This window comes from Salmonella sp. SA15303, from assembly GCF_029962125.1.
In the GTDB taxonomy this organism is placed as follows: domain Bacteria; phylum Pseudomonadota; class Gammaproteobacteria; order Enterobacterales; family Enterobacteriaceae; genus Salmonella; species Salmonella enterica.
The window spans coordinates 64,294-80,687 of the sequence record NZ_CP123924.1 but is presented as its reverse complement, the minus strand read 5'-3'; the positions used below and the strand labels follow the sequence as shown (position 1 = coordinate 80,687).

Here is a 16,394-nt window from a genome sequence, read left to right as displayed (position 1 = left end):
TAAACTCACGATTAGAAGGTGAATGCCCCGGGAGAATTATCTATGCATAAAAAAGGTTATTGCTTACTCACTATTTTGAGTGGGTTTTATTTTATCGACTCGGGAATATCCATCATTCCCTCCTTATACGCCTGGCGTAATGTTGCAATTGAATAAAAAACTATTATTGACTATCAATGCTCCAGTGAATTGCGGTGATATTATCGTTATCACCTATTCTGGATATAATCAGCTCTCGCGTTTTACGATAATCAGCATGACCCACGAGCTCGGCACGAATTTCTTTATAGCCCTGTTCCTGAGCGGGGACCGAACCTAACCCTTGTAAACAGATCGCGGCCTCTTTTACGATATTCAGTAACCACTGACGAACCGCGCTCTCATCTTCTTTATTACAGGTTACTTTCAGGATATAACGTTTTTCTCCCTCAGCGGATATTGGGAGTTGATTTATACGCTGCGCCGCTTCACGCAATAAAATATTGGCGCAAAGAATAATGATCGTCGCCGCCAGCGCATTTTTGAACTGCCCTAAGCCGCATAACACGCCGATGCCCGCCGAACACCATAGCGTTGCCGCAGTGTTCAGCCCGCGCACATTCATCCCTTCGCGCATGATGACGCCCGCCCCCAGAAAGCCAATCCCAGAGACAATCTGCGCCGCAATTCGCCCGGGGCTGTCTGGCGATGTCGTCATGGAGCTCAGAATAAAAACGGCGGCGCCTGTCGCCACCAGCGCATTAGTGCGTAATCCCGCCATACGTTGACGCCATTGTCTTTCCGCGCCAATCAGCGCGCCCAACAGCATAGCGGCCAGTAAATTTAAAATATAAGGAAACATTAACATACGTTCCTCCATTTTTTCTGGAAGAATAAGTACGTGCTATATTTAGCACACGACAAATTTCTGCCCTGAGGCAATTAGCGTCGTGTTAACGGCGGAGGAAATAAAGCGTGTTTAAACATGAACATGACGATTACCTCGCGACAATGCGCGTGTTGTAACATTATTGGGATGACAATCGTCACAAGGGGAGATTGCTGCCCACCGGTTCGGCAAGCAGCGCAGGAATAGCGTGCGTTAACTTGCCAGATGATTTACGTAAAAGTGACTGTCCAACATATTACTCCTGCATGAATTTGCGCTTATTATAGTCAGCCAATATGTTCCGTAAAGTGCAAAGGCGGGTTTAGTGACGTTCTGTTTAAGTTTGTTTGATATTTTTTCTTATGACAAAAAAATGACAATATTATGTCGATAACAAGCTCGTCTGAAATCATTAAACAATAAATTCCTGCTTAATACCGGCGATAGCTCTGTTATGATGCCTGCACGTAAAAAAATAAAACAACATGACGAGGAAAAAATGGGTTCCACCAGAAAAGGGATGCTAAACGTCCTGATTGCCGCCGTATTGTGGGGGAGTTCAGGCGTTTGCGCGCAGTACATCATGGAGCAAAGCCGTATGTCGTCACAGTTCCTGACGATGATACGTTTGTTATTCGCCGGGCTGATACTGGTGACCTTCTCCTTTATGCACGGCGATAAGATATTTTCAATTCTTAAAAACCGCAAAGATGCCCTGAGTCTGCTGATTTTCTCCGTGGTGGGCGCGCTCACCGTTCAGCTAACCTTCCTGCTCACGATTGAAAAATCCAATGCCGCCACCGCGACAGTGCTGCAATTTTTATCGCCGACCATTATTGTAGCGTGGTTTGCATTAGCGCGAAGAACACGACCAGGCATTCTGGTCTTAACCGCCATTCTTACATCGCTTATCGGCACCTTTTTACTGGTGACTCACGGCAATCCAACATCGCTGTCGATCTCTTCAGCCGCGCTGTTCTGGGGTATCGCCTCCGCATTTGCCGCCGCCTTTTATACGACCTGGCCTTCCAGGCTAATCGCCCAATACGGCACACTGCCAGTGGTCGGCTGGAGTATGTCCTTTGGCGGCCTTATTCTGCTGCCCTTCTACGCTAAAGAAGGAACGCACTTTGCGGTGAGCGGCAGCCTGATTCTGGCCTTTTTCTACCTGGTGGTGATCGGTACATCGCTGACGTTCAGCCTGTATTTGAAAGGCGCGCAACTGATTGGTGGCCCCAAAGCCAGCATTTTAAGCTGCGCGGAACCGTTAAGCAGCGCCCTGCTGTCGCTACTGCTGTTGGGGATTAGTTTTACCTTGCCGGACTGGCTGGGCACGCTGCTCATTCTCTCGTCAGTGATTCTGATCTCCCTCGATTCCCGTCGACGCGCGCGGGCCGCTTAACGCCGTTGATAATCACGATGACCGGGCGGAAGAGGGAAAAGTTTAATGGCGCTTTGCCTTAATCTCTTCGTCAGAAAGCCCGGTAATCATCAGCACCATCTCTCGCTCGATCCCCTGTTCCAGCATCGTATGCGCAATACGCAAGGCTTCCTCCTGCTTACCTTGATGTATACCTTGCTGTATGCCTTGTTGCACGCCTTCACGCTTACCTTTTCTGCGCCCCGATTCACGTATTCTGTCTACGATCGTCATTAATCTCTCCTTGTGTTGGGGAACACGGCGCGCCACCTCGCGGATAAACTTGCCAAAACGAGGCGTGCTGCCATGCTGTATTAGCAAATAATTAAACAGCGCTTTTAGCTGACTGTCATTAGCGTTTCCCGTAATCAGAAGTACCGCTAAGCGCTCGACCAATCCCATCAGGTCGCGTTGACGTATATGCTTTTGTACCAGTTCCAGCATCGCGATACGTCGATGCTGCATAATCTCGTTATCCGGCACCACCGTAATGTCTACCAGTGGAAATGCCGTCGCATAAAGCTGACGCGCCAGCGCAGGATCGTCAAACTCATCCAGCCAGCAAAGCGAAAAGGGATACGGGCTTTTCGCGCCATGGTAAAACAGCATGGGAATCACCAGCGGTAACGTTTTATGGCCAGCATCCAGATGGCGCTGCATCGCGGCAGTGGCGTAACGCATTAACCGGAACGCCATATGCGCGTCCGGCGTACTCTGATGCTCTATAACGACATAGATATAACCGTCGCCTTCACACGTTTTTAGCGACCAAAGGACATCGGAATAAAACGCGCGTAAATTTTTCTCGATAAAACTGTCCGGCGCCAGTTTCAACGTCGTCAGATCGCAACGTATTCTTAGCGAATGGGGAAGATGAATATTGAGAAAATCCCGCGCGGTATCCGGATGGCGTAAAAACGTTTTGAATACCGCATCATGAGGCGTGGACGTGGGGCTTTTTTTCATGGCGATCCGTCACCTGAGGAATAAGATGACGCCACTGTACTCGCCAAAAATACAGACAGCATTCAGGAAAATTTACCCCTGCGAGGAGGCTCGAAAGGGAATCACTGACGGCTGCAATACGTACATTTTTGCCCAGCCTGCTACGCATTATCGCCCGATAGCGTAACGCTAACCGGGCCTACAAATACACGTCATCTGTAGGCCAGGTAAACGCAGCGCTCTTCGGCGATAAATCTCACACCAGCGCTTTGACTATCTCCATCAACCGAATGATGTCTTCGGGGCGCGTATTGCCGGTTTGCGGATCGATAATCGAGCTGTAAACATGCGGCATGACGCGCGGCACGCCTGCTTCCAGGCAGGTTTGCAGGATAATACCGAAATTATCCAGTGAGATACCGCCGGTCGGCTCGATAAGCGTCATGCCGTGGCGGGCAGCGGTTGTCGCCAGCGCATATAATTCCGGTAACGACTTTTCGCCGCCCATCGGGAAAAACTTCGCCGCATGTGCGCCCATATCCTGCATCATGCGTACCGCCGCTTCACAGGAAACGCGGGCTGGCGTTCCCTGGCTGCTGCTGACGCCGGTAGAAATCACCACCTCGCCAGGCGTTCCCGTCGGGCTGACCAGGGCGTTGATATGCGTTTGCTCGCCGCCCGTCGCCGCCAGCGCGCCCGCCGCGAAGCCGCTGCCGGTAAAGGTCTGGTTGACATGGGCCGGGTGAGTATGGGCGGCAATCATCGCCGCTTTGTAGTACTGCGCCGGGTCGCCTGCGCCCAGACCCACTGAGATAGACGGCACCTCCGCCATCCAGCGTTTCACCTCCGGCACGCCCTCTTCTACCGTAGCGAACTGCGCGGAAAGTACGCCAATGACCGCATGGCCTTCGGCGGCTTCATAGATAGCCTTCGCGTTGGCGATATCCTTTGCCAGCACGTTAATCGCTACCCGCTGACGATAAAAATTAATCTGCTGCATGTTCTGCAATCTCCCTGAGTCGCGCCACAATCAATGCCATTTCCCCTTCGGCTACCGTGCGTGGATCGAGGCTAAAAACCCCCTGATGAAGCTGATATTTGCGGGCGTAAATCGCTATCTCGCCGCCGCGCAGCTGCGCTTCGACGTCCTGCGCGTTCAGCCCCAATTCAGATGCGTTCACCCGCACACGAATACGCCAGATTGCACGCCCGGCCTCATCCTGTTCGATATCGGCATAAAGTCCATGGATGGCGGAAATCGCTTCCGCGACCGGCTGTAACTGTGCTGCGGTCACGGTCGTCTGGCCCTGGTGGTAATTCTCCAGCGCATACACCAGCCCAACCATGTTTTCCTTGCCGATTTTCATTGCTCTGGCAATCCCCTGGTGCTGCGCTTTGCAGGCGGCAATCCACGTTTTCCTACCAGTGATAAAGCCGGAGGTTGGCGCATTAAAGGCTTTCGCGCCGCTATAGATAACCATATCCGCGCCGCTCGCCACCCAGCCGCGCAAATCCTCTTCCGCCGCGGCATCGACAATCAACGGCAGGTGGTTGGCCTGCGCCACCTGTACAAAATCGTCAATGCTCAACATGCCTTTCTGTACGCAATGGTGTGATTTCACATACAGTAGCGCGGCGGTCTTTTCGTTAATGGCGCTTTCCAGTTGCCAGCGGGTCGCCAGATTGCTCGACCCCACTTCCACTATGCGCCCGCCGCCAAGACGAATGGCGCTGGTGACTGGCGCGCCGTAGTCCACATTATGCCCGCGCAGCATCACTACCTCATTGGCCATACCGCTACTGTCCGGCATCAGGGCGACGCGCGCCCGATCGCCGTGGGTGATAGCGGCAGCGACGGCAATGGCAATACCCGCCGAGGCGCACGAGGTGATATAGCTATCTTCAGCACCCGTATAGCGCGATACCAGTTCGCCGGTTTTTTCCACCAGCGCGTCAATCTCGACGAAAGCGGAAGCCGCGCGCGCGGTGGCCTGCATGACCTCCGGCGCGACGCTTGAGACGCCCAGAATGGTCATTTTGCCGCAGGCGTTAATGACCTTTTTCAACCCCAGTTGTTGATAGATATTCGGCGTCATGATTTACAGCACTCCCAACAACGAACAGACTATGCTCAGTGCGACAATCGACAGCAAAATGGTGGTGTAGCGCGGCCCTTTTTTTACCAGATAGAAGTAGATGGCGAATACCGCCGCCAGTGGCAGTAAGCCCGGCGCGATAGAGTCGAGGATCTGCTGAACCACCACTTCAGATCCTTTCAAGGCGCTAATTTTTAACGGCGTGGTGATTTTGACGTAGCTGGCGGAAAGCGCGCCCATCATGATCAAACCCAGCACGTTGGCCCCGTAGATCAGTTCTTTGATTCGCCCCCCTTGCAGCAGGCCGATAATCGAATCACGCCCCAGCGTATATCCCTTGTGGACCATACCGTAGCTGATCGCCAGGGTGATCGCCGGGTAGAGAATCAGCGGGATAATACCGCCCATCGCGCTGCCATTTGCCGCGAACGGAATAAAGATCGCTATCAACAGCGGCATCACCGCCGCCCAGATAATCGAGTCGCCCATCCCGGCAAGCGGCCCCATCAGGCCCGTTTTAATGCCGGTGATAGACGAGTCGTTAATCGGCTCGCCGCGCGTTTTTTGTTCTTCCATGGCAATAGAGATGCCCTGAATCACCGCGCCGAAGGTCTGCTCGGAGTTAAAGAAGTTAAGGTGGCGTTTTAGCGCTTCTACCTGCTCCTCTTTTTGTGGGTAAAGTTTTTTGATGATCGGCGTCATCGAGGCGCAGAAAATCAGGCTTTGTAAGCGCTCATAGGAGCTGGAAACCTCGGCGCCCAGCCAGTAGATAAACCAGGCTTTGGTGATATCTGCTTTGGTCAGCGCCCCGCTTTCCCGCGCGCGCTCAACCAGTTCATGTTGCATTACGTCACTGCTCATCATGCTGCTCCTTCATTTTTCGCCAGGCCTTTAATCAGGAAGGCGACACAGGTGCCGAAGATGGCCATCGCCATGATGTCGACCTTGAGGTACAACACCGCGAAGAACCCGCCGATAAACCACGGCAACAGGCTCTTTTTACCGATCACCATAATGGTGATGGCAAAGCCCAGCGCCGGCAGAATGCCGCCCATGATTTCAAAGGAGTGGGTTAACCAGTGCGGCATCAGTTTAAGGAAACTTTCCACCACATCCTGGCCAAAGTAGTTAGCGGCAAAAACCACCGGGAAGCGCAGCACCAGCCCCAGCAATGCCGGGTAAAGAAAGGCGCAACGCATGATGCCCGCCATGTTTGCCGTTTCCGCGTGTTTATCCGCCATATGCACCCAGGCAGCATTCAGCGTGCGCCTAAGCTGATCGAGAAACACGCCAATCACGCCAAACGGGATTGCCAGCGCGATCGCCAGGTTTGGGTCCATACCGGCCTTCACCGCGATAGGAATGGAGATACAGGCCGCCAGCGCCGGGTCCGACGGCACGTTGCCGCCCGGCGTTGAGGTCACGCCCAAATAAACGAGCTGCATCCCTGCGCCGATGATCATCGCAGTCTGCATATTGCCAAGCAAAAGCCCGACAAATACCGCGATCACCACCGGTTGTAACAGCATCGCGGAGAAGGTGTAGCCGAGGCGTAAACGGGCAAACCAGTAATACAACCCCATCAGGCTTGCAAAGAGTAAGGTATCCATAGTGTTATCCTATACACTTCATCCTTCAGGCTGCCTCTTTGTTGGCTGCCTTCGCTCACCCCAGTCACTTACTTTAGTAAGCTCCAGGGGATTCACTCAGTTGCCGCCTTGATGCATCCAGAATGATTTTGTGTCTATTAAAGGGTTAGAATTTTTTCAGGATATCGTCGAGCGGCTGCGGCTTATCTTCCGGAATGGTCTGGAAAAATACCTGAACGCCACGGTTTTTCAGGTCGTTAAGAATGCCGACGTCTTTTTCATCCAGCGTAATATTCTGAAAAACCGCCTTGCGGTTTGGCCCGCCGCCGAGACCGCCAACCTGAATGCGGGTGACGTCAAAGCCCAGTTGTATGGCGTCCTGCACCGCCGCCAGTGACGGAAAAAGCACCAGCACGTTACCGTCGCCAAGCTGATTTTCTTTCCATGCAGCGGCAAAACTCTGGTTGCCGAAGCAATCCACTTTGATATTTGGCGGCGCCGCCATCAGGTAGATATTTTTCATAAACGGATCGGCGTCCAGTTCATCACTCACAACGGCTATCCGGTTCGCCTGAGATTGTCCGACCCACTTCGTGACAACCTGTCCATGAATGAGACGGCTGTCGATGCGGCATAAAACGATATTGGCCATGATGTTTTCCTTAGAGTGATTGTTGTAGCTGACGTACATGGGCGACCACATCCAGGCAGCTACTGCGCCCGGCCTCAACTAACTCGTCCACGCAGGCGGTTAGCATCCCTTGTTCGCGCCTGTCCAGCGCCTCCAGCAGTAGCGACGCATTCAGTCCGGCAATCACCGCCACCGGATAATCGGCGCTTAGCCGCGCCGCGACGTTGGACGTTGTGCCGCCGACAAAATCCGTCAGGATCAGCGAGCCTTCCGGCAGCGTTTTCACCACGGCCTCGACGCGTTGATAAAACTCGCCCAGCGTATCGACAGGCATTAGCGCGATTTCCGTCACGCCTTTAATTTCGCCCGTGACCATACGCAGGCTGTTGCAAAGCGGTTGTCCCCAGCCGCCATGCGTCAGCAGCAGGATGTGGGGCAACGGTTGTGTGGTAGTCAAAATGGCCTCCTGGCGCAATTACATGAGGACACCGGCATATATTGCCCGGTGGCACTGCGCTTACCGGGCCTACAGGACACTCCCGGTAGGCCGGATAAGGCGTTTACGCCGCTATCCGGCATAACGCATCATCAGAAGAGCAAAGGTTGTGCCAGAATTTGTGTCACGCGAGGAAGAAGAAAGGTCTGGCGAGGCGCGAAGCCCCGCCAGTAAAAGGATTAACTATAGAGCAGTTCGTAGATATAAAAATATTCCGCATCCGATAAACGGATGGCGTAGGCGTCTTCGATCGGCAGAAAAGCGGATTTGATGACACTAAACGCGCGCGCGTCCAGATTCGGCTGACTTTCCAACGCCATCTGTAACGGTTTTCGGTTAATCACAATACGCTCTACCATACAGCAGCAGTGGATCAGGAAGCGCAGTGTCACCTGGCGGCTTGGTTTCAGGGAAAGCGAAGACGTCAGATGGTTAAAAACGCCCTCCATCTCTTTCAGAATACGCTGCGGGTTAAGCACGGAAATATGGTTGATGATACTCTCCATCGTTAGCGCGCTGATAAAGCGCATGGCGCTGCGCTCCATCTCCAGACGGCGTTCAGCGTTGGACAGATCGGGCGTTAACAGGCTCAACACCAGTTCCGGCCCTTGTTCGGAGAAAAGCTCTTCCAGCGAAATAAACGGAATATCCGGCAGCCCCGGCTGGAAAGTGCCGACAATCCCCGCCAGCCGCTCGCTGGCATTCAATGCCTGCTGAACGCGCTCCAGACTTCGTACCTCGTTATAATCAAGGATCACCATCCTGGTGTCCTGCGACATCAGTTCGCCAAAGCTCTCCTCCAGCACCTTTTTGATTTTTTCCGCCGTTCCCATGCCAGTAATACAGGAGATGACCAGCACTTTGCCGCCGTTCTCCTGCTGCGGCGTACAAAGCTGGCAGGGGATATTTTTACTCTGCAGGAGCGCCGTCAACTGTGGTAAGTCGCTGGTTTCATAGCTTAAATCCAGCCCGACTTCCAGCAGACTGGTCAGCGTGATGTTCGGCATGAGCAAAACATCTATCTGGAATAACTTACTGATCGTACTGCCGAAATGGATCAATGAGCCGATGTCCACCAACAGGATAAGCCGCCGATATTGGCGGATTTGAATCATTTGGGTCAGCGTTTCCAGCGTGTCATGCACCGACTGTTCAAACGGCATGTCGATGGCGCTGAACAGCTCGCGCTCCAGCACGCGGTTGACATATTGCGCCTGACTGGTGGCGGTGGTCGCGCCGTGGGCGATTAAAATAACCCCGCAGTCGGGGCTGGCATCGATACGCTGACGATAATGGCGGCACTCTTTCAGGAACAGGCATAGCCAGACCACTTCCGTCGCCGGACACTGAATATGCAGCAGTTCGTTGATTTTCCGACACAGCAGCGTGGCGTTGTCATATTCGTCTTTGCAGCGATCCAGGATCAAACTGGAAGAGTAAAGCTGCGGGATCAGGCCGCGCTGCACGTAGCCTATCAGCGCCAGGAAGTGTTTACGCAGTGGGTTAACCAGATTTTCCGGCAGCGAAAAGCCCAACACCTGCTCTACGCAGCCAATCAGCAGCGTCACGCGCTCTTCAATCTGGTCGCCATAGCGCGGCGGATGCGCCACGCTGTCACGGCTGTAGAGACCGTATTCAAAAATCGAGCTGAGTTTATTTTTCAGGATCGCCAGCGTCTCCGCCGGGGGGACGTTACTGTTGCGCAAATTAACATACTCGCGCGTCAGGAAGCTGTAAAAGAGGTCGCTCTCTTCAATTTCCGCCCCGGTCGCCAGCGACGTCTTCAATGCGGGCAGCGTGCGCGCGTCTATATTTAGCCGCGCTTTACCCTCAAACAGAGTATCCACCAATAGACGCTGTTCCGGCGTCGGGTTAACCGACATTTCCGCCAGCCGCTTATCCAGCTGTAGCGTGTCGTTATGCTCGGTCATTCCCGATGCCCACGCCTGAGCGCAGAGAAACTGAATATCGCTTTTAAGCTGACCGATATTGCCTTCCAGGGGTTTATTCAGCAACCAGAGTAACAACGGTTTATCAATGCTGACCGTGCGTTCTATTTTGCGGCTTTCCCGCTGTAAGAACCCCACGATCAGTTCGATCTGTTCTTCAACGGAGCGCTGGCGAATGCCCGGCAAATCAATGCATACCTGAATACGCCGCTGGAAAGTACGTAACAGCGCCGACCCGACCGGCTCGGTAGTGGCGCAAATCAGGCGTACCGAAATTGATCGCGGCTGGCTGCTCACGCCGAGCGGACGGTACTCGCCTTTATCCAGAATAGAGAACAGCTTTTCCTGCCCTTCATAAGACAGACGGTGCACCTCGTCCAACAGCAGATAACCACCGTCCGCCTGCTCCACGAGGCCTGTTTTATGTTCATTCGCGCCGGTAAACGCCCCCTGCCGATGACCAAACAGATGCGAGGAGAGCAGTTCCGGGTTATGGGCGTATTCCGCGCAGTTAAAGTAGACCAGCGGCGGGATAGCGCCGCTCGCCTGTTCACAGGCGAAACGGTGCATCAGTTCCGCAAAAAAGGTTTTACCGACGCCGGACGGCCCGGTAAGCAGAACGTGTAAACCGTGCGGATAGAGCACCGCCGCACGGCCTTTTTCTACCGCATCGCGCAGGCTGCGATCGTAACCAATCAGGCTGGTAAACGGATCGTCGGGCGCGTAATGCTCTTCATGCGGCAGCACATCCGCCACCGACCGCACCTCGCGTTCAGACTCTTCCAGCTGTCGTCCCAGCAACGTTTCCAGCGCCTGGCGATGCAGAAAATAGACCGGGCGGCCACGGCTTTTGATTGCCAGGCCGTCATTCCATAACTGATTGAGATCTTTGCTGACGGAGTTACGCGCCAGCCCAAGATTGAAACCTATCGCCTCCGCCGTAAACGCCGTCTCCTGCGCCAAATCGGCAAGACATAGCCCGCGCGTCAGCCGTTCCAGCTCTCCCAGTACGATCTCAATACGTCTCATTACACTACCGCTTACGAAATAAAAGAGTAGTCAGAACATACACTATTCTGCCACGCAAGAAAGTGAAGGCGCAGCGAGAAACCGCCTTCCCACTTTTGCCTGACTTCAACGCCAACGGATAGCACGCCCCGATGAGTGAACGTCGCACGGTCTACACTTACTCTTGAAAAAGTGCAAACCGATAAGGATACCGTTTATGAAACGAAAAACGCTTCTGCTTATTGCCACACTTGTCGCGCTACCGGGCGTCACGTATGCCGACTCTCCGTTTAGCTCACTCCAGTCGGCGCATGAAAAAAATACGATTTTAAAGGATTTGCGCAAAATGTGTACGCCCAAAGGCGCGCTAACCGATGAAGCCTGGGAGAAAAAAATCATGGCGAGCGAGGGGAACCAGCAGCATATTCGGGAGGCGATGATCGCGATAGAGCGCAACAATCAGCATAACTACTGGCAGGCTCTCGGCAAGGTGGAATGCCCGGAGATGTAGCACAGCTTTTCCGCTTTTTGGTCGCGAAAATGCGGACTGTAACCGGTTTCTGTTCGCTAAAAGCGCGTATTCTGGAGCGAATTTACGCGATCAAGGAGTACGACAATGCGATACCGTTTTCCCGATAACTTCTGGTGGGGCAGCGCCTGCTCAGCGTTGCAAACCGAAGGGGATAGTCTGAATGGCGGTAAAAGCCAGACCACGTGGGATGTGTGGTTCGAGCGCCAGCCGGGTCGTTTTCACCAGGGCGTCGGTCCAGCGGAAACCTCAACGTTCTATCGCCACTGGAAGCAAGACATCGCGCTACTGAAACAGTTAAAACATAACAGTTTTCGCACCTCGCTAAGCTGGGCGCGGCTCATTCCAGACGGCGTAGGCGAGGTGAATCCACAAGCGGTGAGCTTCTACAATCACGTCATCGACGAGCTACTGGCGCAGGGCATCACGCCGTTTATTACGCTGTTCCATTTTGATATGCCGATGGTCATGCAGGAGAAAGGCGGCTGGGAAAATCGCGACGTCGTAGAGGCGTTTGGTCGGTACGCGCAAACGTGTTTTACCTTGTTTGGCGACCGCGTGAAGCACTGGTTTACCTTTAACGAGCCGATTGTGCCGGTGGAAGGCGGCTATTTGTACGACTTCCACTATCCCAATGTGGTGGATTTTAAACGGGCGGCCACCGTGGCGTACCATACCGTGCTGGCGCACTCGACCGCCGTGCGCGCCTGGCGCGCCGGGCGCTACGACGGTGAAATCGGCATAGTACTGAATCTGACGCCGTCCTACCCACGCTCGCAGCATCCCGCCGATGTGCAAGCCGCGCACCATGCGGATCTGTTATTCAACCGCAGTTTTCTTGACCCGGTATTAAAGGGAGAATACCCGGCGGACTTGGTGGCGCTGCTGAAAACCTATGACCAGTTGCCTGCCTGTCAGCCAGGCGACCGTCAGCTTATTGCCGACGGCAAAATCGATTTACTGGGGATTAACTATTATCAGCCGCGCCGCGTGAAATGCCGTGATACGGCGGTGAATCCGCAAGCGCCGTTTATGCCGGAGTGGTTATTTGACTATTACGACATGCCGGGGCGCAAGATGAACCCTTACCGCGGCTGGGAAATTTACGCGCCAGGAATTTACGACATCATCACCAACCTGCGGGATAATTACGGCAATCCGCGCTGTTTTATCTCCGAAAACGGGATGGGCGTTGAGAACGAGCAGCGTTTTGTGCAAGCGGGACAGATTCACGATGATTACCGGATTGACTTTATTTCTGAGCATCTTAAATGGCTGCATAAAGGCATTAGCGAGGGCTGTCACTGTCTTGGCTACCACATGTGGACCTTTATCGATAACTGGTCATGGCTGAACGGCTATAAAAATCGCTATGGTTTTGTACAACTGGATTTAGCCACCCAAACGCGCACGGTGAAAAAAAGCGGAGAATGGTTTGCCGCCACCGCAGAGCATAACGGTTTTGATTAAGCATTTATTATTGCCGGATGACGACTAACGTCGTATCCGGCCTACAAATGGCAGCAATATCAACTCATTGGCGTAATACGGACTTTCGCCGCCACGACTAACGCCGTCAACAGCATCAGGCCGCCGGAAAGCGCCAGCGGCGAAAGCAGCCCGAAATTGTCGAGCGCATAACCGCCCACCGCCGCGCCACAGGTATTTGCCAGTTGAATCACCGCGACCTGGATGGAACCGGCTTTTTCCGCCTGATCGGCAAGAGAACGAGTGATCCACGTTGACCATCCCACCGGCACCAGCGCAAACGCCAGCCCCCAGATAATCGCTATTGCCGCCGCCACGGTTTTGTCGCTTCCCCACACAATGAGCGTCAGCGCGCTCAGCGCCAGTAGCAGCGGCGCACCGGCCAGCGCCAGTTTTACCGAACGTTTCAGGACATAGGATGAGAAAGAAGTGCCAACGAAGCTGGCAATACCAAAACTTAGCAACACCAGCGTCAGACCATCAACGTCAAAGCCCGCCAGATTCATATAGACCGGGCGAATATAGGTAAAGAAAGCGAACTGCCCGGCAAAAGACATAAAGATGGCGATCATCCCGGCCATCACGCCAGGGCGTTGCAACAGGCTAAACATATTCTGTTTCTGGTGAGAAGGTTCGCCCGGCAGCGACGGCAGTGATTTCACCACCCAGATGACGCACAGTACGCCCATCACCGCAGCGGCGTTAAAGACATTACGCCAGCCAATAATACCGCCCAAAAAGCTGCCCAGCGGCGCGGCGATCACTAACGCGATGGAGACAGCGCCAAAAATCACCGACAGCGCTTTCGGCACGGTACGCGCGGGAACCAGTCGCATGGTCAGCGACGCCGACATCGCCCAGAATCCGCCCAGCGCCAACCCAAGACAGGCGCGGCCCAGCAATAGCAGCGTAAAGCTGTTGGCAAAGGAGACCATCAGACAAGAAGCCGTCAGCAAAACGGCGAACAGAATAACGATATAACGCCTGTCGGTCGCCTGAATAATCTGGGTAATGAACAGGCTGGAAAACATCGCGACAAACGCCGTAACGGTGACCGACTGACCGGCGACGCCCTCGGAGATCCCCAGATCCTGCGCCATCGGCGTCAACAGACTAACGGGCAAAAACTCAACGGTAATCAGGCAGGCGACACAAAACGCCACGGCAAAAACGGCTGACCAGTTAGGCCTGGCAACCCCATCAGCGCGGAATTTTTCTGCGATATTTTCATTCATTGTGGTTACCTGCGTCGTTTTAGTGCGGAAAATCCACGCAGTGTAACATTACAAAATGTGATCTGATTAACGTTTTAGCAACTGACATTGTTGCGCTGCATTTTGCGAGGCTGGTCGAGAGTTGAGAATTATCTTCTCTCGCTGCGTGTAAAACCAAAAGGTAAGACATAGTGTATCACCTGGTGCTATACTTTAGATTACAGGATGTCAACCTGATGCGAACCTTCAAAACCAGGTGGTTTAACAGAGAAGCGAAGCCCCACACGATAAAAGATGACGAGTTAAGCGAGGCCATCAACGCCGTACTGCAAGGAAAAGCAGATAATCTTGGCGGCGGGGTTTATAAAAAACGTCTCAATCAAAATCGCGATCGCGCAATCGTGTTGGCAAAGGGAGGCGAACATTGGTTTTACACCTTCCTGTATGCCAAACAGGATATGGCCAACATTAGCTATCGCGAACTCGCGGGTTTCCGTGAGTTAGCAAAACACTATGCTTGCCTGACCGAAGATCAGATAACGGCACTCATTAATAACAAAGAACTGGTAGAGGTGCGCCATGTCAGCAAAAACTAAATTCAAAAGCCCTGCCTTTGAACCGATTCATAGCGCGGCATCTGGATTATTTAGCGTGGATGCCATTCCCCAGGAGACAATGCGCAGTTTTGACACGGCCTGCTTAAGCAGCATCAAAGACCTGCAGCCACTTGAAATAAAAGCGTTACGAGAAAAACTCAACGTTAGCCAGCCGGTTTTCGCTCGGTACCTGAATACCAGCGTATCAACGGTTCAAAAGTGGGAAAGCGGCGCCAAGCGTCCCAGCGGGATGTCACTGAAACTACTTAATGTTGTCCAAAAACACGGGCTAAAGGTGCTGGTATGAGGGTTTTACCGATGGTCTGTTAAGGCTATTCATACGATCATGAGTGCAGGAAGCCTCTACAACTTCCTGCGCTGTTTGACGGGAATTGCACTATACTGACTCACCAAAGCCATCAGCAAATGCAGATTTTAATTCATCCATAAAAGCCAGTTCATCCTGTCCATCACAAATTAAATCAATCATTGTGTTTCCCTTTACGCCAGCCCCCAAAATACTCATCATTCCTTTAATGGGAATTTCTTTGTCATTATTAACTAGCGTTAATGAAGACTGGTATTTTTTGACAATTTTCGCAAGCGTAGCGGCTGGCCGCGCATGAAGCCCCGTACTGTTCATAACGCGTACTTTTTGTCTAATCATATATTTTCCTTAAGAGACTTTGCGGAATGCTGAGTGATTTTTATTCATCATCTTAATTTTAGAATAAACATCATCCTCAACTGCCTGTTTTGCGTTCGCCATGACACGCGCCAGATTAGCCTCGTTGTTATTATTTACCCAAGCCTTACCAACAGTAGTAATAAAGGCTTTGCGCAAATCACTCGCAATATTCACTTTGGCTACTTTGTAATTAACAAAGCTGCGAAGAATATCCGCGTCAATACCAGAACCTCCATGAATAACCAAAGGTACCGGACTGACAGACGCGATGCGTTGTAATAGCGGGATATCAATGCGTGGGATATCTTCAAGACCATGTACATTACCAATTGACACTGCCAGCATGTCGCACCCTGTCTCCTCAACAAAGCGCTGAACCTTCTCAGGTTCAGTTTTGCAGTCAGCCTCGCTGACATGATCATCTTCCTTACCCAGAATAGCGCCTAATTCCGCTTCGACGGGAACACCAAATGATTTACAGAAATCGACAGCTTCTCGGGTAAATGCAATATTTTCTTCGAGCGGTAGCGCCGCGCCATCAATCATTACTGAGGTAAATCCGGCCCGGACAGCCTGCTTAACATCTTCCAGAGTTTTCCCATGATCCAGATGCAGGCTGACAGGAATATCCATTTTATCGGCATGTCGCTTAACTATTTCATAAATGTAATCGTAACCTGAAAGCTGTGCATTAGTAGGAGCAATTTGAATAAAATTGGGCAATCCGGAACGTTCTATTGCATTAAGAATGGAAATTGTTGTCTCCAGGTTCGTTGTATTAAATGCCCCCGCAAGGACATGTTTTTCCTGAATACAATTGAGCAGGATCCTACCATTGACTAAAGGCATATTAACTCCAGATATTTATGTGAGCAGT

The 16,394-nt window shown here is 52.5% G+C and carries 17 protein-coding genes; 5 read left to right on the top strand and 12 right to left on the bottom strand.

Annotated elements, in window-relative coordinates; all coding sequences use genetic code 11:
- Positions 1-163 precede the first annotated feature (163 nt).
- The gene (locus QEN31_RS00395; protein ID WP_000392694.1) at positions 164-859 is read right to left on the bottom strand and encodes an MgtC family protein; all 696 of its coding nucleotides are present in this window, start codon (positions 857-859) and stop codon (positions 164-166) included.
- Positions 860-1,367: 508 nt separating this feature from the next.
- On the opposite strand from QEN31_RS00395, the gene QEN31_RS00390 reads away from it, so the two are divergent.
- The gene (locus QEN31_RS00390) at positions 1,368-2,270 is read left to right on the top strand and encodes an EamA family transporter (protein WP_001682335.1); all 903 of its coding nucleotides are present in this window, start codon (positions 1,368-1,370) and stop codon (positions 2,268-2,270) included.
- Between the two features lie 42 nt (positions 2,271-2,312).
- Here the strand turns inward: QEN31_RS00390 and QEN31_RS00385 are convergent, their stop codons facing one another.
- From QEN31_RS00385 to dagR, 8 genes are all read right to left on the bottom strand, one after another.
- Positions 2,313-3,254, bottom strand: a complete 942-nt coding sequence (locus QEN31_RS00385; protein WP_000749540.1) for an Rpn family recombination-promoting nuclease/putative transposase — start codon at positions 3,252-3,254, stop codon at positions 2,313-2,315.
- Positions 3,255-3,489: 235 nt separating this feature from the next.
- Positions 3,490-4,233 carry a 2-dehydro-3-deoxy-phosphogluconate aldolase gene (gene dagF / locus QEN31_RS00380; RefSeq protein ID WP_001186146.1) on the bottom strand — a complete coding sequence of 248 codons (744 nt, stop codon included), beginning with the start codon at positions 4,231-4,233 and terminating at the stop codon, positions 3,490-3,492.
- Positions 4,220-5,329, bottom strand: coding sequence for a D-glucosaminate-6-phosphate ammonia lyase (dgaE, locus tag QEN31_RS00375; RefSeq protein ID WP_000188463.1), 1,110 nt, complete (start codon positions 5,327-5,329; stop codon positions 4,220-4,222). Before dgaE ends, dagF begins: the two co-directional genes overlap by 14 nt.
- Positions 5,330-5,332: 3 nt before the next feature.
- Positions 5,333-6,193, bottom strand: coding sequence for a PTS system mannose/fructose/sorbose family transporter subunit IID (locus tag QEN31_RS00370; RefSeq protein WP_001526325.1), 861 nt, complete (start codon positions 6,191-6,193; stop codon positions 5,333-5,335).
- A complete protein-coding gene (locus tag QEN31_RS00365) occupies positions 6,190-6,939 on the bottom strand; it encodes a PTS mannose/fructose/sorbose/N-acetylgalactosamine transporter subunit IIC (RefSeq protein ID WP_000380259.1) in 750 nt (249 codons plus the stop codon). Before QEN31_RS00365 ends, QEN31_RS00370 begins: the two co-directional genes overlap by 4 nt.
- Positions 6,940-7,084: 145 nt before the next feature.
- Entirely contained in the window at positions 7,085-7,570 is a 486-nt protein-coding gene (locus QEN31_RS00360) for a PTS system mannose/fructose/N-acetylgalactosamine-transporter subunit IIB (protein ID WP_001284295.1), read from the bottom strand.
- Positions 7,571-7,580: 10 nt separating this feature from the next.
- On the bottom strand, positions 7,581-8,006 hold the full coding sequence (locus tag QEN31_RS00355) for a PTS sugar transporter subunit IIA (RefSeq protein WP_000214106.1): 426 nt from the start codon (positions 8,004-8,006) through the stop codon (positions 7,581-7,583).
- 218 nt (positions 8,007-8,224) lie between these two features.
- On the bottom strand, positions 8,225-11,023 hold the full coding sequence (gene dagR / locus QEN31_RS00350; RefSeq protein ID WP_099949587.1) for a transcriptional regulator DagR: 2,799 nt from the start codon (positions 11,021-11,023) through the stop codon (positions 8,225-8,227).
- A 196-nt stretch (positions 11,024-11,219) separates the two neighbouring features.
- Between dagR and QEN31_RS00345 the strand changes: the two genes are divergently transcribed.
- Both QEN31_RS00345 and QEN31_RS00340 read left to right on the top strand, forming a co-directional pair.
- A complete protein-coding gene (locus tag QEN31_RS00345; protein ID WP_000824217.1) occupies positions 11,220-11,513 on the top strand; it encodes a YicS family protein in 294 nt (97 codons plus the stop codon).
- A gap of 105 nt (positions 11,514-11,618) precedes the next feature.
- Positions 11,619-13,001 (top strand): glycoside hydrolase family 1 protein, encoded by a 1,383-nt coding sequence (locus QEN31_RS00340; protein WP_001270489.1) that lies wholly within the window; start codon positions 11,619-11,621, stop codon positions 12,999-13,001.
- Positions 13,002-13,060: 59 nt separating this feature from the next.
- Here QEN31_RS00340 and nepI read toward each other — a convergent pair whose 3' ends face one another.
- Positions 13,061-14,254: a purine ribonucleoside efflux pump NepI gene (nepI, locus tag QEN31_RS00335; RefSeq protein WP_001004798.1), complete on the bottom strand. Its 1,194-nt coding sequence runs from the start codon at positions 14,252-14,254 to the stop codon at positions 13,061-13,063.
- Positions 14,255-14,469: 215 nt separating this feature from the next.
- Here nepI and QEN31_RS00330 point away from each other — a divergent pair, with 215 nt between their 5' ends.
- Together QEN31_RS00330 and QEN31_RS00325 are read left to right on the top strand one after the other, a co-directional pair.
- Positions 14,470-14,829, top strand: a complete 360-nt coding sequence (locus QEN31_RS00330; RefSeq protein WP_001258724.1) for a type II toxin-antitoxin system RelE/ParE family toxin — start codon at positions 14,470-14,472, stop codon at positions 14,827-14,829.
- Positions 14,813-15,136: a helix-turn-helix domain-containing protein gene (locus QEN31_RS00325; protein ID WP_001274847.1), complete on the top strand. Its 324-nt coding sequence runs from the start codon at positions 14,813-14,815 to the stop codon at positions 15,134-15,136. The genes QEN31_RS00330 and QEN31_RS00325 overlap by 17 nt, the downstream gene beginning before the upstream one ends.
- A gap of 90 nt (positions 15,137-15,226) precedes the next feature.
- Here the strand turns inward: QEN31_RS00325 and QEN31_RS00320 are convergent, their stop codons facing one another.
- Positions 15,227-15,496: an HPr family phosphocarrier protein gene (locus tag QEN31_RS00320; RefSeq protein ID WP_000621026.1), complete on the bottom strand. Its 270-nt coding sequence runs from the start codon at positions 15,494-15,496 to the stop codon at positions 15,227-15,229.
- 9 nt (positions 15,497-15,505) lie between these two features.
- On the bottom strand, positions 15,506-16,366 hold the full coding sequence (locus QEN31_RS00315; RefSeq protein ID WP_001131801.1) for a class II aldolase: 861 nt from the start codon (positions 16,364-16,366) through the stop codon (positions 15,506-15,508).
- Between the last annotated feature and the right edge of the window lie 28 nt (positions 16,367-16,394).

What these genes read in the sequence shown, in the direction of transcription:
- dagR (WP_099949587.1), bottom strand. Translation starts at nt 11,023, where the DNA reads ATGAGACGTATTGAGATCGTACTGGGAGAGCTGGAACGGCTGACGCGC.
- QEN31_RS00340 (WP_001270489.1), top strand. Translation starts at nt 11,619, where the DNA reads ATGCGATACCGTTTTCCCGATAACTTCTGGTGGGGCAGCGCCTGCTCA.
- QEN31_RS00395 (WP_000392694.1), bottom strand. Translation starts at nt 859, where the DNA reads ATGGAGGAACGTATGTTAATGTTTCCTTATATTTTAAATTTACTGGCC.
- dagF (WP_001186146.1), bottom strand. Translation starts at nt 4,233, where the DNA reads ATGCAGCAGATTAATTTTTATCGTCAGCGGGTAGCGATTAACGTGCTG.
- QEN31_RS00315 (WP_001131801.1), bottom strand. Translation starts at nt 16,366, where the DNA reads ATGCCTTTAGTCAATGGTAGGATCCTGCTCAATTGTATTCAGGAAAAA.
- QEN31_RS00360 (WP_001284295.1), bottom strand. Translation starts at nt 7,570, where the DNA reads ATGGCCAATATCGTTTTATGCCGCATCGACAGCCGTCTCATTCATGGA.
- QEN31_RS00370 (WP_001526325.1), bottom strand. Translation starts at nt 6,193, where the DNA reads ATGATGAGCAGTGACGTAATGCAACATGAACTGGTTGAGCGCGCGCGG.
- QEN31_RS00330 (WP_001258724.1), top strand. Translation starts at nt 14,470, where the DNA reads ATGCGAACCTTCAAAACCAGGTGGTTTAACAGAGAAGCGAAGCCCCAC.
- QEN31_RS00325 (WP_001274847.1), top strand. Translation starts at nt 14,813, where the DNA reads ATGTCAGCAAAAACTAAATTCAAAAGCCCTGCCTTTGAACCGATTCAT.
- QEN31_RS00345 (WP_000824217.1), top strand. Translation starts at nt 11,220, where the DNA reads ATGAAACGAAAAACGCTTCTGCTTATTGCCACACTTGTCGCGCTACCG.
- QEN31_RS00320 (WP_000621026.1), bottom strand. Translation starts at nt 15,496, where the DNA reads ATGATTAGACAAAAAGTACGCGTTATGAACAGTACGGGGCTTCATGCG.
- dgaE (WP_000188463.1), bottom strand. Translation starts at nt 5,329, where the DNA reads ATGACGCCGAATATCTATCAACAACTGGGGTTGAAAAAGGTCATTAAC.
- nepI (WP_001004798.1), bottom strand. Translation starts at nt 14,254, where the DNA reads ATGAATGAAAATATCGCAGAAAAATTCCGCGCTGATGGGGTTGCCAGG.
- QEN31_RS00385 (WP_000749540.1), bottom strand. Translation starts at nt 3,254, where the DNA reads ATGAAAAAAAGCCCCACGTCCACGCCTCATGATGCGGTATTCAAAACG.
- QEN31_RS00365 (WP_000380259.1), bottom strand. Translation starts at nt 6,939, where the DNA reads ATGGATACCTTACTCTTTGCAAGCCTGATGGGGTTGTATTACTGGTTT.
- QEN31_RS00390 (WP_001682335.1), top strand. Translation starts at nt 1,368, where the DNA reads ATGGGTTCCACCAGAAAAGGGATGCTAAACGTCCTGATTGCCGCCGTA.